This is a genomic window from Streptococcus halitosis, assembly GCF_003143695.2.
GTDB lineage: Bacteria > Bacillota > Bacilli > Lactobacillales > Streptococcaceae > Streptococcus > Streptococcus halitosis.
Genome location: NZ_QEMY02000001.1, coordinates 462152 through 478310 on the forward strand (window position 1 = coordinate 462152; position 16159 = coordinate 478310).

Sequence of the window (16159 nt, forward strand, 5' to 3'; positions counted from 1 at the left end):
TTTGACGAATTTTCAGAATCTTTAAATCTTTGTTACAAACACTCGAAAACCTGAAAAAAAGCACAAAAAGAGCAGCTAAATCTGACTTTTTCAGAAGATTTAACTGCTGTGAGCCTTGTCTGGACAATATTTCAGACAAAACCTACGACAAATGATTATTCATATTATACCTTATTTAGCTAGACTTTTCAAGGTTTTTTTACTATTTTTTAAACAATCTTTTCCTATATATTATTTTAAAATTTTAAGAGAATGAAGCATTATATTTTCTCTCAAAAATTAGGAAAACGCTTGCACTAATGTTTACCTCGTGCTATACTGATAAGGAACAACTACACAAGGAGAATTGTGATGAAAAAGATCCCATCTCAAACTGAGAAAAAAATGATTTACGGTATCCGTTCCTTGAAGAACGGAACTGGTTCTGTCCTTATTGGTGCAAGCATTATCCTGCTTTCTGCTGCAATGCCAACTATTTCGGCTAACGAAAACCTTCCTCAAACTCAGGAAAATACCAGCGCTGTGACCAAGGCCCCTACTGAGACTGAAACGAGTCAAACTCAAAAGGAAACGCCTATTTCTGAACAAAAGAATGCAAACGCTTCCCTCAATTCTAAAAAGGAAGCTCCAGCTGCGGAAACTACTACAGCACCAGAAACACCTAAAACAGAAAATGCTACTACAAGCCAAGCTAACAGCAAGGAAGAGAAAGTAAATGCCAGCACTTCGACACCAACTTCAGATCAAAAACCACAAGCTGATACATCCTCTGAAGAACCCATCGCAGACAACCACTTCCGCATCCATGTAAAAAAACTCCCTGAAGAAAACAAAGAATCTCAAGGTCTTTGGACTTGGGATGATGTTGAAAAGCCGTCTGAAAACTGGCCCAATGGTGCCAAGTCCTTTAAGGATGCCAAGAAAGATGACTATGGCTATTATCTAGATGTCAAACTCAAAAATGAGCAAGCCAAGAAAGTCAGCTTCCTTATCAACAATACCAAAGGGGATAACCTGACAGGGGACCGTTCAGTAGAGCGCCTCTCTCCAAAAATGAATGAGGCCTGGCTAGATGAAAACTACAAGGTATACAACTATCGTCCTCAGCCAGCGGGAACTGTCCGTGTCAACTACTACCGTACCGACGGGAACTATGACAAAAAATCTCTTTGGTATTGGGGCGATGTTAAAAACCCAAGCAGCGGAGAATGGCCTGACGGTACTGACTTTACCGCAACTGGAAAATATGGCCGTTACATTGATATCCCACTCAATGAAGCTGCGAGAGAATTTGGATTTTTATTACTAGACGAAAGCAAGAAAGGCGATGATGTGAAAATCAGAAAAGAAGATTATAAATTCACTGATCTAAAAAATCACAGTCAGATTTTCCTCAAAGATGATGACGAAACCATCTACACTAACCCCTACTATGTGCACGATATCCGCATGACTGGTGCCCAACACGTGGCTAAGTCTCGTATCGAAAGCAGCTTTTCTACCCTAGTTGGAGCTAAGAAAGACGATATCCTCAAACACTCCAGCATCACTGATTACCAAGGGAATAAAGTAGATATCACAGACGTGGAAGTGGATGAGGCAGGTAAAAAAGCGACCTATATCGGCGACTTCTCTGACACTCAACACCCGTACACTGTCAGCTACAATTCAGACCGATTTACCACACGTTCAAGCTGGCGCCTCAAGGATGAGTCCTACAGTTACGACGGTCCACTCGGCGCAACTCTAAAAGAAGATGGCAAGCGTGTTGATCTCACCCTCTGGTCTCCAAGTGCTGATAAGGTTTCCGTTGTCGTCTATGACAAGAAAGACCCTGAAAAGGTAGTCGGAACTGTCGCCCTTGAAAAAGGAGAAAAAGGAACCTGGAAACAAACTCTGGACACAAACTCTGGTCTCGGTATCAGCAACTATACTGGCTACTACTACCACTACCAGATCGAGCGCCAAGGTAAAACCGTTCTCGTTCTTGACCCTTATGCCAAGTCACTAGCAGCTTGGAACAGTGACCTAGCAAAAACAGATGTCGCTCATAAGGTCGCTAAAGCTGCCTTTGTCGACCCATCCAAACTAGGACCGCGAGACTTGACCTATGGGAAGATTCGCAACTTCAAATCGCGTGAAGATGCCGTCATCTATGAAGCTCATGTACGTGACTTCACTTCGGATCCTGCCATCGCAAAAGACTTGACCAAGCCATTTGGTACCTTTGAAGCCTTTATAGAAAAATTGGACTATCTCAAAGACTTGGGTGTGACCCACATCCAGCTCCTTCCAGTCTTGTCTTACTACTTTGTCAATGAATTGAAGAACCAAGGACGTTTGTCTGCCTACGCTTCAAGCAACAGCAACTACAACTGGGGATATGACCCTCAAAACTACTTCTCCTTGACTGGTATGTACTCAAGCGATCCTAAGGATCCAGAAAAACGTATCGCAGAATTCAAAAACCTCATCAACGAAATCCACAAACGTGGCATGGGGGCTATCTTGGATGTGGTCTACAACCATACTGCCAAGGTTGACATTTTTGAGGATATTGAGCCAAACTACTATCACTTTATGGACGCAGACGGAACTCCACGTACTAGCTTCGGTGGCGGTCGTTTGGGAACTACCCACTACATGTCTAAACGTGTCTTGGTAGACTCTATCAAGTATCTGGTTGAAACTTACAAAGTAGATGGTTTCCGCTTTGATATGATGGGTGACCACGATGCGGCTTCTATCGAAGAAGCGTACAAAGCTGCACGCGCCCTCAATCCAAATCTTATCATGTTAGGTGAAGGCTGGAGAACCTATACTGGTGATGAAAATACGCCTGTACAACCTGCTGACCAAGATTGGATGAAGAAAACAGATACTGTCGCTGTCTTTTCAGACGACATCCGTAACAACCTCAAGTCTGGCTATCCAAACGAAGGTCAACCTGCCTTTATCACAGGTGGCAAACGCGATATCAATACCATCTTTAAAAATCTCATTGCCCAACCAACTAACTTTGAGGCTGACAATCCTGGAGATGTTATCCAGTATATCGCAGCCCATGATAACTTGACCCTCTTTGACATCATTGCCCAGTCGATCAAAAAAGACCCAAGCAAGGCTGAAAACTACGCTGAGATTCATCGTCGTTTGCGACTTGGAAACCTCATGGTCTTGACTGCTCAAGGAACTCCGTTTATCCACTCTGGTCAGGAATACGGACGTACCAAACAATTCCTAGACCCAGCCTATAAGACTCCTGTTCCTGAAGATAAGGTTCCAAACAAGTCTCACTTGTTGCGCGACAAGGACGGCAAGCCATTTGTCTATCCTTACTTTATCCATGACTCTTACGATTCTAGTGATGCTGTCAACAAGTTTGATTGGACCAAGGCAACAGATGGTAAAGCTTTCCCTGAAAATGTCAAGAGCCGTAACTACATGAAAGGTTTGATTGCCCTTCGTCAATCGACAGATGCCTTCCGACTCAAGAGTCTACAAGATATCAAAGAACGCGTCCAACTCATTACTGTCCCAGGAAAAAATGGTGTTGAAAAAGAAGACGTGGTCATCGGCTACCAAATCACTGCTCCAAATGGAGATATCTACGCAGTCTTTGTCAATGCAGATGATAAGGCTCGCGAATTCAACTTGGGAACTGCCTTTGCTCACTTGAGAAAGGCTGAAGTCCTGGCAGATGAAAATCAAGCTGGACCAGTAGGAATCGCTAAACCTCAAGGTCTCGAATGGACTGAAAAAGGCTTGAAATTGAACGCTCTCACTGCCGTTGTTCTCCGCTTGTCTCAAGGTGGTGCCATCGTTGCCCCAGCTGTGGAAGAAAAACCAGAATTTGATCTTTCTAGCTTGGAAGTTGAACCAGAACAAGGTCAAGCTCAAAGCCTAGCAGCCAATCCTGAAACTCAAGAAACTACTACAGAGACTCTTTCTCAAAAACTCCTTCCAAACACAGGTACTGAGAACAAATCCCTTCTTGCCCTTGCTGGATTCAGCATCCTTGCCCTTCTCGGACTTGGATGGTTGATAAAAAACAAGAAAAAGAACTAATACTCAATGAAAATCAAAGAATAAACTAGAAAGCTAGCCGCAGGCTGCTCAAAGCACAGCTTTAAGGTTGTAGACAAGGCGAAGCTGACCTGGTTTAAAGAGATTTTCAAAGAATATAAACTAGCCCTCCTATAGAAAAACACCCCATGGTCAGAAGAATCTTCTAGTCATGGGGTGTTGCTTTTTATGATACACTTATCTATCAAATCATATATTCTACACTATAGCTAGCGTCTGATAAGATACGAGCCAGAAACTGCTTGGTTCGTTCTTCTTGTGGACGGTTAAAGAAATCGTGGGGATTATTCTCCTCTACGATACGGCCTCCATCCATGAAAATAACGTGGTTAGCGACATCTCTAGCAAATCCCATCTCATGCGTGACGACCACCATGGTCACACCTTCTCCCGCCAACTGTTTCATAACATCCAAAACATCTCCAACCAACTCAGGGTCTAGTGCTGATGTTGGTTCATCCAGCAAAATGACCTCGGGCTTGACGGCAATAGCACGCGCAATTCCTATTCGTTGTTGTTGCCCTCCAGATAGCTGGGAAGGGTAGTAGTCTTTGTAGGCCAGTAAACCAACTTTCCCCAAGGCAGATTCTGCACGTTTGAGCGCTTCTTCCTTGGGAACTTTACGAGCTACGATTAGGCCTTCTAGAATATTTTCCAGAGCAGTTTTATTCGCAAAAAGATTGTAGTGCTGGAAAACAAAGGCTGTTTTTTGGCGAATTTCTAGAATGTCTTTCTTGCTCAATTTGGATAAGTCATAGGTTTTTCCTGCCAAGGTCAAACGGCCACTATCAGCTTTTTCTAAGTGGTTGAGACAACGGAGAAAGGTCGTTTTCCCCGAACCTGATGGTCCTAAGATAACGACGACATCCCCTTGGTTAACCTGGAGATTGACATCCTCCAGCACCTGCCTCTCACCAAATGTTTTTGCGATATGTTCTACTTGTAACATCCTGTCCTCCTATACAAAACGCGCGCTAGATGCTTTTGCACTCTTTTCTTTTTTCAAATAGCCTTTCTCCAGTAGGGAGAAGCCCCACTGAATCAAACCACAGATCAAAATATACTGCAAAAAGATCACAAAATAAGACTCGAAATACTGGTAGCCGTAGGATGCTTCCACACGGGCAATAGCGGTGATGTCCTTGATGGTCATGACAAAGACCAGGGAGGTCCCTTTGACGATATTGATCACCAGATTGGCCAAGTTAGGCAAGGCTGAGCGCAAGGCTTGAGGAAAAACAATCCTTAGATAAGCCTGGGTCGTAGTCAGCCCAATCGCATGCGCTGCCTCTAGTTGTCCCTTGTCCACCGTCAAGATAGCTGAACGCAAAATCTCCGATAAACTCCCGACTGTCATCAAACTATAAATGATAAAGGCATAGTAGAGAGGATCAAGCTTGAAAATATTAAAGTCACTTCCTATGCTTTTGAGAAATTGATTCAGCAAACTTGGAAACAAACTATAAAAGAAGAGAATCAATAAAATCGGAGGAGTCGCTCGGATAAAAGCCAGATAGACCAGAGAAAAACTCCTCACCCCTCGAACCTTGTAAATCTGCCCCAAGGCTAAAAATAGAGCTGGTAAAAAGCTTAGGACCATAGCCACAATCATGATAATCAAGGTGATTGGCACACCCTTCAAGGTCTCCAGAAAGGTCTTTACAATATAGTCTATATCCATTTCTTACCTCCCTTTTGTTTCCAAAGACTTCTCAAGCAAACGACTCAAACTAGAAATAACCAAGGCAATCCCCCAATAAAGAAGTGCAACTGCCGTATAGGTTTCCAGCGAGTAGTTCCCTAAATTGCGACTAATCAAGAGATTGCCTGCCCCCATAACATCAACGAGACCAATCGTATAAGCCAAGGCAGCATCCCGCATGAGATTGAGAATAGCAGTCGTTATATTGGGAAGAGCAACTTGAAAAGCTTGAGGAAAAATGATTCTCCAAAAAGTCTGACTTGGAGTCAAACCAATACTAAGCCCAGCCTCTGTCTGCCCCTTTGGAATAGCTTGATAGGCCGCCTTGAAAACCTCGGCAACAATAGCGGCAAACAAGAGAATCATCGTCAAGAGAACAAAAATAGTTTTAGACCAGTTGTTGATATCTAAACCAAGCCACCATTTCAGAAATTCTGGCAAGCCATAAAAGACTAGAAAAAGCAAGACAATCGGCGGTGTACAACGAAGGGTAAAGATATAGCCTTTGGAAATCGCTGCAAAACTCTTGTCTTCTCCTACTTGTGCCCAGGCCAAGAGACCTCCAAAAAGGGACCCAAGAAGAGTGGTAAAAAAGAGAATGGACAAGGTCATAGGAAGCGCCTGCCATAAGGTCGGCAAAAACTGAAAGACCTTGGAAAAATCATAAGAAACCATGCAAAACCCTTTCTAGTCTTGAAATTTCTGGTCTAGTCTTTGTCTACGTAACTAAAGACATCTTCTTTAAAGTATTGCTGAGATAGCTTAGCAAGCGTGCCATCTTCTTTCAACTCTTTAATTGCTTTTTCGTATTCTTTAGCAAATTTCTCACCCTTTTCATCACGGTGAATCAAGGGATAAGTTGGAATGCCCTTATATGGGAACCAGCTGAGTTTGTCCGCATATTGGTGGTAAGGGCCATCTTCTGCGGTAACTGCTTTTTCAAAGGACAGTTTGATATCAAAGAAGGCATCATAACGTCCTTCTAAGACCCAAGCATAGGCATCTGCCACTTTAAAGGATTCAGCTGCTGTTAGCTCAATCGGTGCATCCTGATGTTTTTCATTGTAGCTGGTGATGACATTCCATTGAGCATTCTGTGGAGAGATGGGAACCAATTTCCCTTTATTCTTAGCAAAGTCATCAATGGTTTTGTATTTCTGTTCATCTTCTTTTCTGACCGTAAATCCGATGATGCTCGCTCCGACTGGTTCAGATGGAATGACAAACTTTTTAGCTCGTTCATCTGTGTACCAAGCTCCCTTGGTTCCGATGTCATACTTACCTGATTCCAGACCAATCAAGAGGTCATCATCACTGGTACCCGTATATTCAAATTGATAGTTTGCCAACTTCTCATCAACAGCCTTCAAAACAGCTACTTCATAACCATCTGATTCCCCTTTTTCATTTACAAAGTCATAAGGTACGTAGTTTTGTGTATGGGCAACCTTCAAGGTTATGACTTCAGCAGACGAAGCCGTTTTTCCATCCTTGGCTGGAGCACCAGCTAAACTTCTCCCGATAATCGTCGCCCCAATTACTGCAACAACTGCTACACCACCGATAATCCATGCTTTTTTACTCATCTTTTTCTCCTTTAGTTTTCAAGCGCTTCTCTCACCCACTGGATACGTTCAACTGCAATATCACTTGGAATGGTACAATCTGCCCCAATTACCAAACCCTGTTCCCCAGCTTCTGCAACTAGTTTCTTTGCCTCAGCCTGAATGGCGTCCTTGCTACCAGTATACAGCAAGCCTGTCTTACCATTTTCGAATCCTCCAAGAACCGTACGTCCCTTGAAAATCTCACGACCTTCCTTGAGAGTGATTCCTTCTGGTCCTACAGCCCAGTTAAAGACTTGGGCTGGATAGTCTGCAAAAAGATGAATATCATTTCGCGCTCCCTCGTAGCCACAGATATGAAGAACAGTAACACCACCAACAGCACTAGCCGCTTCCAGAACCGTTATCTCGCTAGGTGCAATGACGGCTTGATAATCTGCTGCCGACACTCGTTGATCTTGGATACTTTGCACGCTGAGGTAGATTCCGTCAGCACCAGCCTCTTTGATGACAGCTCGGCTGAGACTAGCAATATCTTCTGCAATCACATCCAACACCTTTTTCAGATCTTCAGGATCTTCCACCAAAAAATCTGCAATAAGGTCATCTCCGCCAGACACTTCCCCTAGTAGCCACTTGAGATAGGTCACAGGAGCAAAAATATTGTAAATCGCAACGATATCTTCTGTGGACTCTTGCTTGATTTTCTTAACCAAGGCCACCTGCTCTTTTATCCAAGCGTGATCTGGTCCGAGTGGTTGAATGCTCGCCAATTCTTGAAGTGATTTTCCTTTGGCAATCGCTGGATTTGGATAAGCAAAGTAGCCATCACTCATGAGTTTGATAAAGTCTGGCTGAACTTCTCGGATAAAGCGCTTATGCCCCTCGATATTCTTCTCGATAATGGCTGGATTTGAGAAACCGTCTAGCCATTCGTCTTCGGATGTGAAATGGTGCCAAAAACCAACTGGCACACGATCAACCTTCTCACCTTTAAATGCTTTTAAAACCCATTCTTTTTTTTCTGACATTCTTATTCTCCATTTCTTACTTTTTCAACTAATAAACTGCTTGCAATATCATTCGAGCGCAGAAAGGGGAGACTGGACTTGGAAAAATCCTGAACTCCACGACATCTCTCTCCATTTTTGCAGTGCCCATTTTTTACGACGCTTATGGCGACCAAGGCCAGCAAACCGACAACTGCAATGAAGCTAACCCATCTTTTACTTTTCATAGCTCCTCCTTTTAGAGAACAGCTGCCTGCCGAATCCAGTCCAACCTCTCTAAGTCAAAGTCATCTGGAACAGTACAGTCAGCTCCCAGAAGAACACCTTTACTACCCGCTTCAGCCAGCAACCGTCTCGTTTCATCTTGCAATTCCGCCTTGGACCCTTGATAAAGCAAGCTTTTCTTGTCATTTTCAAATCCACCTAAAACGGCCTTGCCTGGAAACAACTCCTGACCCTGTGTCAAACTAACATCCTCATGGTGGGTCGCCCAGTTGACCACTTGAGCTGGATAGTCCTTAAATATCGTCACATCATTGCTCGCACCTTCAAAACCACAGATATGGAGGATATTGGTCCCACCAATCTGATTGGCAGCCTCCAAAATCGCTATATTGCTCGGTTCGATATAGGTTTGGTAGAGTGCTGGTGTGATGCGTTCATCTTGAATTTCCTGGGTGCTGAGGTAAATCCCGTCAACACCGCCTTGCTGGATGATTTTCTGAGTTAGGATAGCAATATCTCCTGCAATCACATCTAGAATCGCTCTAAATTGCTCAGGATTTTCAAGCAATAGATCAGCCACTTCCCTATCTCCTCGTGAAGTTTCTGTACGGAACCAGCGCTTGAGGTGGGAGATAGGGGAAAAGATATTGTAGAAAGAAGCAATCTCTTCGGTAAAGGTCTCTCGAATCGCTTGTACCACTTCCACCTGTTGCTGAATCCATGGGTGTTCCTCACCAATCGACTCGATAGAAGTCAGCTCCTGAATGCCTGCAATCTTAGGACTATAGACATTACTTGGATAAAGGAAAAAACCGTCGCTCATAATTTTGACAAAATCAGGACGAATCCTTTCCACATAGCTGCGATGCCCATCAACACTCTTTTGAAAGATACGTGAATTATTTAATCCCTGCCCCTTTTCTTCGAGTGTTACAAAATGAAACCAAAATCCCACAGGAACTCTTTCCACTTCATCGCCTCGAATCGCTCTAAAGACTAAATCTCTTTTACTTGCCATACCTTTCTCCTTCCATTTGGATTGAAACCATCTTACCACTCCTTTTCCCCTTTTCCCAATATATATTGACTATCAACTCGATTAGAAATTTTTATATCTATAAAGAAAAAAATCCCTGAAAAGCTTGATGTTACTAGCCTTTCAAAGATTCACTTTATTTTCATCTATTTTTCAAAAAGAAGCTGATATAGATTTTCTATCAAGCCGATTGGATTTTTTTATATCCATCTTCATTCCAAAATTAAGTACATAATTTTATCCTAATACCAAATTACTACTGAAAAATTTATTTTCTCCCGATATTTCCTTGCACAAATCCCATGAAAGCGCTACAATATTAATAGACTATTATTAGGAGGATGGGATTATGAAAATATCCAAAGTTACTATTACAATTACTTCTACACTTGCTTCCGTCATTTTACTGACTGGCTGTGGCACAAATTCGGCAAATTCACAGACAACACAAAGTAGTACATCTGATAATCAGGTTACAATGACCTATGATCAGTTGCGTTCAAGAGAGAACACTATGTCAACTCTTTGGTATCAAAAAGCAGCTGAGACCAAGGCACTCTATCTACAAGGTTACAATGTCGCTACTGATCGTTTGAAAGAACTACTAAAAACACAGACAGATAAACCCTACTCTATCGTTTTGGACTTAGACGAAACCGTATTAGACAATAGCCCTTATCAAGCGCAAAATGTCAAAGATGGAACAGCATTTACTCCAGAAAACTGGGATGTCTGGGTAAAAAAAGCCGCAGCCAAGGCTGTACCAGGTGCTAAAGACTTTCTCCAATTTGCAGACCAAAACGGTGTCCAAATTTACTATGTATCTGACCGTACGATAGATCAGGTAGATGATACGATCAAAAACCTAGAAAACGAAGGAATTCCTGTACAAAGCCGCGATCATCTCATGTTCTTAGAAAAAGGCGTCAAATCTAAAGAAGGTCGTAGACAAGCAGTCCAAGAAAAAACCAACTTAGTCATGCTACTAGGAGATAATCTTGTGGACTTTGCAGAGTTTTCAAAGACCTCTGAAACTGAGCGCGACCAAAAATTAGAGGAATTACAAAAAGAGTTTGGTGAGAAATTCATCATTTTCCCTAACCCAATGTACGGATCATGGGAAAGCACTGTCTACAATGGTAATAAATTGGATGCCAAGGGTCAAACTGAAGAGCGCCAAAAAAACTTACAAGGTTTTGATAAATAAAATAAGAGAGCTATCTACCAGTTTATACCAACTACAAGATATCGTATTTGCGAGAATAGCGAAAAAAGACGACTTCCAAGCGGAAATCGTCTTTTTTACTATTTTATCTTGTACTTGGTATAAACTAGTATATATTCCACTAGATAGTATGCTCTATCGCTTGTACCACTTCCACCTGTTGCTGAATCCATGGGTGTTCCTCACCAATCGACTCAACTGAAATTTTTTTATAACTCCTCTTTCATAGCAAAGTAAGCACGTATTTTCGGCGCCACTTGTGTGCTGAAGAGTTCAATAGCTCTCAAAACTTGATCATGTGGCATAGAACCAAGCGGTAGATGGAGCATGAAACGGTCCAAGTCTAAATCCTCAATCATGCGAATCAATTTTTCTGCTACCTGATCTGGATTTCCTACAAACATGGCTCCATTTGGCCCAACTTGCTCCAAATATTGCTCATAGGTCAACTCCTGCCAGTGTGGACGGTCCTTGGAAATCGCATCCACCACTTGCTTGGTCGGATGGAAATAATCTTTCACCGCCTGCTCGCCATCTTCCGCAATCCACCCCCAAGAATGAGCGCCCACTTTCAGGTCTTTATCCGCATAACCGGCTTCCCTACCAATCTCACGATAAGCTTGAATCAACTTTTTAAAATAACACGGATTGCCACCGATAATGGCATAGACAATCGGAAACCCCGCCTGAGCAATCTTCACTGTTGATTCGACATGACCACCTGTCGCCACCCACAATGGCAATTTGTCCTGAACTGGACGGGGATAGACTTCTTTTCCAGCAATGCTTTGGGTCAATTGACCTTGCCAGTCTATCTTGGTCTTTTCATTGACTAACTGGAGCAAGTCTAATTTCTCATCAAAAAGGGCTTCGTAGTCTTTCAAGTCATAGCCAAACAGTGGGAAGGACTCGGTGAATGAACCACGCCCAGCCATGATCTCTGCACGTCCATTTGACAAGGCATCGATGGTAGCATATTGTTGGAACAAGCGAATCGGATCCATACTCGAGAGAATGCTGACCGCACTAGTCAAACGAATCTTCTTGGTATTGACTGCCCCAGCTGCAAGAACAATCTCTGGCGCCGATACCGCAAAGTCCTCCCGATGATGCTCCCCAATCCCGTACACATCCAAACCAACCTTATCAGCAAGCTCTATCTCTGCCACCAACTGACGAATACGTTCATCATGACTGTAAATCTGTCCAGTCGCTTCTAGAGCTGTTGTTTCACCAAATGTTGAAATTCCTAATTCTACCATCCTGTTTCCTCGCTATCTCTTTTAGTTTTAGGGTATTTTATCACTAATTAGTTTTATTTTCAATAAATTTGCTCATTAGAAAAAGCCTAGATCAACTAGACTTTCTTGGTTTATTCTACTGTTACTGACTTAGCAAGGTTACGTGGTTTGTCCACATCAAGGCCACGGTGGAGTGTTGCAAAATAAGCGACCAATTGCGTTGGTACGACCATTGAGATTGGTGAGAGGTAAGGGTGGACGGTCGTAAGGACGATATCGTCTGTCTCTTTAGCAACATTCTCTTCTGCAATAGTGAGAACCTTGGCACCACGGGCTGCGACCTCTTGGATATTTCCACGAGTATGGTTGGCAAGGACTGGATCTGATAAGAGGGCCAAGACAGGCGTTCCTTCTTCAATCAAGGCAATGGTTCCATGCTTGAGTTCCCCTGCCGCAAAACCTTCACACTGGATGTAAGAAATCTCTTTTAGCTTAAGACTGGCTTCCATGGCTACATAGTAGTCTTGACCACGTCCGATGTAAAAGGCGTTGCGAGTTGTTTCGAGAAGGTCACGAACCTTTGCATCAATGGTTTCTTTCTCAGAAAGAGTTGATTCGATAGACTGAGCTACGATTGACAACTCATGAACCAAGTCAAAGGCTTGAGCTTTGGCATTACCGTTTGCTTCTCCGACTGCTTTTGCTAGGAAGGCAAGAGCTGCGATTTGCGCAGTATAAGCCTTGGTTGATGCTACGGCAATTTCAGGACCTGCATGAAGGAGCATGGTATGGTTGGCTTCACGTGAAAGAGTTGAGCCTGGAACGTTTGTCACTGTCAAGCTTGGGATTCCCATTTCATTGGCCTTAACCAAAACCTGACGACTGTCAGCTGTTTCACCAGACTGGCTGATAAAGATAAAGAGTGGTTTCTTGCTGAGAAGTGGCATACCGTAGCCCCACTCAGATGAGATTCCAAGTTCAACTGGTGTATCCGTCAATTCTTCCAGCATCTTCTTAGAAGCAAATCCTGCGTGGTAAGATGTTCCAGCTGCAAGGATGTAGATGCGGTCTGCATCTTGAACAGCCTTGATGATAGCTGGATCTACGATAACTTGACCTGCCTCATCTGTGTAGGCTTGGATGAGTTTACGCATAACCGTTGGTTGCTCATCAATTTCCTTGAGCATGTAGTAAGGGTAAGTCCCCTTACCGATATCTGACAAGTCGAGCTCAGCAGTATAGCTAGCACGCTCACGACTGTTACCATCATAGTCTTGAACTTCGACGCTATCAGCCTTGACGATTACCAACTCTTGGTCATGAATTTCCATGTATTGGTTGGTCTCACGAATCATAGCCATAGCATCTGAGCAGACCATGTTATAACCTTCCCCAAGACCAATCAAGAGTGGTGATTTGTTCTTAGCGACATAGATGACATCAGGATCTTGTGAATCAATCAAGGCAAAGGCATAAGACCCACGGATGATGTGAAGGGCTTTTTTGAAGGCTTCAAGAACTGACAAGCCATCTTCTTCTGCAAATTTCCCAATCAAGTGAACAGCGATTTCTGTATCTGTTTGTCCCTTGAAGTGGTGACCTGCAAGGTATTCTTCCTTGATTTCAAGGTAGTTTTCAATGACCCCATTGTGGACCAAGACAAAACGTCCAGTCTCAGAGCGGTGTGGGTGAGCATTGTCTTCCGTTGGTTTCCCGTGAGTCGCCCAACGCGTATGTCCGATACCTGTTGTTCCCTCAACACCAGCCGTCTTAGCAGACAATTCTGCGATACGACCGACAGCCTTAACCAGGTGATTTTCAGCACCACCTAGGACAAAAATCCCCGCAGAATCATAGCCACGGTATTCGAGCTTTTCAAGCCCTTGAATCAAAATATCAGTTGCATTTGTGTTTCCAACAACACCAACAATTCCACACATAGTATATACGACACAGACCAGCTGTGCTTTCTCCTTAAATTGGTATAGTCTAATTCTCACTTTACGGAATCAGCAAAAACAGTATATACTTGTTTTTCTCACTTGTCAAGGATAAAAATTGGTATAGTTTTTCTATCTGGTGTTTTATCAAGATTTCACTTGATACCTGACAAGTCAGCATCAATTACTTATAATAAAAAGAGGAGGTATTTGCCATGTGGTTTTTCTTCGCACTTTTATCAGCTATCTTTGCAGCCTTAACGTCAATTTTAGCTAAGATTGGAATTGAGGGAGTTCCATCCAATCTAGCAACCGCTATTCGTACGGTCGTCGTCATTCTTATGGCCTGGGCCATGGTTTTCTTGACCAATAGTCAGACCGAAATTGTCAATATCAGTAGAAAAAGTTGGCTCTTTCTCATCTTATCTGGTTTGGCCACTGGCGCCTCTTGGCTCTGCTACTACAAGGCCTTGCAGATGGGCAGTGCAACTGAGGTATCTGCTGTCGATAAATTCAGTCTCGTCCTTACCCTCGTTCTAGCCTTTTTCTTCCTACAAGATATCCTGACGTTTAAAACAATTATTGGCTGTATCCTGATTACGATCGGGACCTTGGTGATGATATTGTAATAAAAAGTGAGATGAACGCCATCTCACTCTTTTTATTCTTAAAATCCATTATGGTCGCTGAGTTCTTTGAACCAGTGGCCTGATTTCTTCAGGCGACGTTCCTGTGTTTCCAAGTCAAGCTCAACCAGACCATAGCGATTTTTATAGCTGTTGAGCCATGACCAGCAGTCGATAAAGGTCCAGATTAAGTAACCCTTACAATTGGCTCCGTCTTCAATGGCACGGTGAAGTTCACGCAGATGTCCTTTGACAAAGTCGATACGATAGTCATCCTGAATCATGCCATTCACACGGAATTTATCTTCACCTTCAACACCCATGCCATTCTCTGTCAACATCCACTCAATATTGCCATAATTTTCCTTGATATTTTGAGCGATATCATAAATCCCCTGCTCATAGATTTCCCAACCGCGATGAGGATTGATTTTACGGCCCGGCATGATATAAGGCTCATAGAAATGTTCTGGCAAGAGTGGACTGTCTGGATGCTTGGCAAAACGTGGCGCCATAACGCGCAAAGGTTGGTAGTAATTGACTCCAAGAAAGTCCACTGTATGCTCCCGAATGAGTTCTAACTCTTCAACAGTGTACTCTGGCAGCAAATCATGCTCAGACAAGATTTCTACTAATTCTTCTGGATAAGCTCCCAAGACAGACGGGTCTAGGAAAGATTGGGCTTGGAAGAGATCCGCAATGCGCGCAGCCTTGACATCTGCGGTATGCTGACTACGTGGGTAGGCTGGTGTCAAGTTGAGGACAATCCCAATCTTAGAATCAGGCAAAATCTCATGACAAGCCTTAACCGCAAGACTACTAGCCAGTTGCGTATGATAAGCAACCTTAACCGCCGCTTTGGCATCCACCTTGTGAGGATAGTGAGCATCATAAAAATAGCCAAACTCCACAGGGACGATGGGCTCGTTAAAGGTAATCCATTGGTCCACCAAGTCACCGTAAGTCTCAAAACAAAAACGAGCATAGTCTTCGTAAGCCTTAATGGTTGCCTTGTTTTCCCAACCATCCCCATCTTCCTGCAGGGCAAAAGGCAGGTCAAAGTGATAGAGATTGACTAAGAGACGAATGCCCTTGGCCTTAATCGCTTCAAATACCTGACGGTAGAAAGCCACACCTTGAGGATTGACTTTTCCACGACCTTGCGGGAAAATACGAGACCACTGGATAGAAGTACGAAAGGCTGTATGCCCAGTCTCTACCAAAAGCTCAATATCCTTTTCCCAGTTTTCATAGAAGGTCGATGTTTTATCAGATCCAATCCCATTGTAGTAGCGGTTTGGCTCTACTTGATACCAATAATCCCAGAGATTATCTCCTTTACCATCACCTGGCACTCGTCCTTCTGTCTGTGGTCCAGAAGTGGAGGAACCCCAGACAAAATCCTTTGGAAATTTTAGCATAGCTTTACCTCTTCATTTACTCATTTTTCCCATTATACAGAAAAAACAAGGTAAAAACTAGTTACATTTTTGCCTTGTTTTT

The 16159-nt window shown here is 43.2% G+C and carries 13 protein-coding genes; 3 read left to right on the forward strand and 10 right to left on the reverse strand.

Annotation, left to right across the window (positions count from 1 at the left end; all coding sequences use genetic code 11):
- The first annotated feature begins 351 nt into the window (after positions 1–351).
- Positions 352–4068: a pullulanase gene (locus tag DB729_RS02275; RefSeq protein WP_109289621.1), complete on the forward strand. Its 3717-nt coding sequence runs from the start codon at positions 352–354 to the stop codon at positions 4066–4068.
- A gap of 202 nt (positions 4069–4270) precedes the next feature.
- Here DB729_RS02275 and DB729_RS02285 read toward each other — a convergent pair whose 3' ends face one another.
- The 7 genes from DB729_RS02285 to DB729_RS02315 are packed head-to-tail and all read right to left on the reverse strand — an operon-like array spanning position 4271 to position 9606.
- Positions 4271–5035 (reverse strand): amino acid ABC transporter ATP-binding protein, encoded by a 765-nt coding sequence (locus DB729_RS02285; RefSeq protein ID WP_109289620.1) that lies wholly within the window; start codon positions 5033–5035, stop codon positions 4271–4273.
- Between the two features lie 9 nt (positions 5036–5044).
- Positions 5045–5767, reverse strand: a complete 723-nt coding sequence (locus DB729_RS02290) for an amino acid ABC transporter permease (RefSeq protein WP_000350567.1) — start codon at positions 5765–5767, stop codon at positions 5045–5047.
- Between the two features lie 3 nt (positions 5768–5770).
- Positions 5771–6463, reverse strand: a complete 693-nt coding sequence (locus DB729_RS02295) for an amino acid ABC transporter permease (protein ID WP_109289619.1) — start codon at positions 6461–6463, stop codon at positions 5771–5773.
- A 32-nt stretch (positions 6464–6495) separates the two neighbouring features.
- Entirely contained in the window at positions 6496–7374 is an 879-nt protein-coding gene (locus DB729_RS02300; protein ID WP_000036997.1) for a transporter substrate-binding domain-containing protein, read from the reverse strand.
- A gap of 11 nt (positions 7375–7385) precedes the next feature.
- The gene (locus tag DB729_RS02305; protein ID WP_109289618.1) at positions 7386–8384 is read right to left on the reverse strand and encodes a uroporphyrinogen decarboxylase family protein; all 999 of its coding nucleotides are present in this window, start codon (positions 8382–8384) and stop codon (positions 7386–7388) included.
- 2 nt (positions 8385–8386) lie between these two features.
- Positions 8387–8590 carry a hypothetical protein gene (locus DB729_RS02310; protein WP_109289617.1) on the reverse strand — a complete coding sequence of 68 codons (204 nt, stop codon included), beginning with the start codon at positions 8588–8590 and terminating at the stop codon, positions 8387–8389.
- Between the two features lie 11 nt (positions 8591–8601).
- A complete protein-coding gene (locus DB729_RS02315; RefSeq protein WP_109289616.1) occupies positions 8602–9606 on the reverse strand; it encodes a uroporphyrinogen decarboxylase family protein in 1005 nt (334 codons plus the stop codon).
- Between the two features lie 367 nt (positions 9607–9973).
- Here DB729_RS02315 and DB729_RS02320 point away from each other — a divergent pair, with 367 nt between their 5' ends.
- Positions 9974–10831: a 5'-nucleotidase, lipoprotein e(P4) family gene (locus tag DB729_RS02320; RefSeq protein ID WP_109289615.1), complete on the forward strand. Its 858-nt coding sequence runs from the start codon at positions 9974–9976 to the stop codon at positions 10829–10831.
- 227 nt (positions 10832–11058) lie between these two features.
- On the opposite strand, the gene DB729_RS02325 is transcribed toward DB729_RS02320, so the two are convergent.
- Both DB729_RS02325 and glmS read right to left on the reverse strand, forming a co-directional pair.
- Positions 11059–12111, reverse strand: a complete 1053-nt coding sequence (locus tag DB729_RS02325; RefSeq protein ID WP_084937548.1) for an LLM class flavin-dependent oxidoreductase — start codon at positions 12109–12111, stop codon at positions 11059–11061.
- A gap of 110 nt (positions 12112–12221) precedes the next feature.
- Positions 12222–14030: a glutamine--fructose-6-phosphate transaminase (isomerizing) gene (gene glmS / locus DB729_RS02330; protein WP_109289614.1), complete on the reverse strand. Its 1809-nt coding sequence runs from the start codon at positions 14028–14030 to the stop codon at positions 12222–12224.
- Positions 14031–14245: 215 nt separating this feature from the next.
- On the opposite strand from glmS, the gene DB729_RS02335 reads away from it, so the two are divergent.
- Positions 14246–14659, forward strand: coding sequence for an EamA family transporter (locus DB729_RS02335; protein ID WP_000264209.1), 414 nt, complete (start codon positions 14246–14248; stop codon positions 14657–14659).
- A 38-nt stretch (positions 14660–14697) separates the two neighbouring features.
- Here DB729_RS02335 and DB729_RS02340 read toward each other — a convergent pair whose 3' ends face one another.
- Positions 14698–16077, reverse strand: coding sequence for a glycoside hydrolase family 1 protein (locus tag DB729_RS02340; RefSeq protein ID WP_000911360.1), 1380 nt, complete (start codon positions 16075–16077; stop codon positions 14698–14700).
- Between the last annotated feature and the right edge of the window lie 82 nt (positions 16078–16159).

Coding starts and splice junctions, on each gene's coding strand:
- DB729_RS02275 (WP_109289621.1), top strand. CDS start 352: ATGAAAAAGATCCCATCTCAAACTGAGAAAAAAATGATTTACGGTATC.
- DB729_RS02285 (WP_109289620.1), bottom strand. CDS start 5,035: ATGTTACAAGTAGAACATATCGCAAAAACATTTGGTGAGAGGCAGGTG.
- DB729_RS02290 (WP_000350567.1), bottom strand. CDS start 5,767: ATGGATATAGACTATATTGTAAAGACCTTTCTGGAGACCTTGAAGGGT.
- DB729_RS02295 (WP_109289619.1), bottom strand. CDS start 6,463: ATGGTTTCTTATGATTTTTCCAAGGTCTTTCAGTTTTTGCCGACCTTA.
- DB729_RS02300 (WP_000036997.1), bottom strand. CDS start 7,374: ATGAGTAAAAAAGCATGGATTATCGGTGGTGTAGCAGTTGTTGCAGTA.
- DB729_RS02305 (WP_109289618.1), bottom strand. CDS start 8,384: ATGTCAGAAAAAAAAGAATGGGTTTTAAAAGCATTTAAAGGTGAGAAG.
- DB729_RS02310 (WP_109289617.1), bottom strand. CDS start 8,590: ATGAAAAGTAAAAGATGGGTTAGCTTCATTGCAGTTGTCGGTTTGCTG.
- DB729_RS02315 (WP_109289616.1), bottom strand. CDS start 9,606: ATGGCAAGTAAAAGAGATTTAGTCTTTAGAGCGATTCGAGGCGATGAA.
- DB729_RS02320 (WP_109289615.1), top strand. CDS start 9,974: ATGAAAATATCCAAAGTTACTATTACAATTACTTCTACACTTGCTTCC.
- DB729_RS02325 (WP_084937548.1), bottom strand. CDS start 12,111: ATGGTAGAATTAGGAATTTCAACATTTGGTGAAACAACAGCTCTAGAA.
- glmS (WP_109289614.1), bottom strand. CDS start 14,030: ATGTGTGGAATTGTTGGTGTTGTTGGAAACACAAATGCAACTGATATT.
- DB729_RS02335 (WP_000264209.1), top strand. CDS start 14,246: ATGTGGTTTTTCTTCGCACTTTTATCAGCTATCTTTGCAGCCTTAACG.
- DB729_RS02340 (WP_000911360.1), bottom strand. CDS start 16,077: ATGCTAAAATTTCCAAAGGATTTTGTCTGGGGTTCCTCCACTTCTGGA.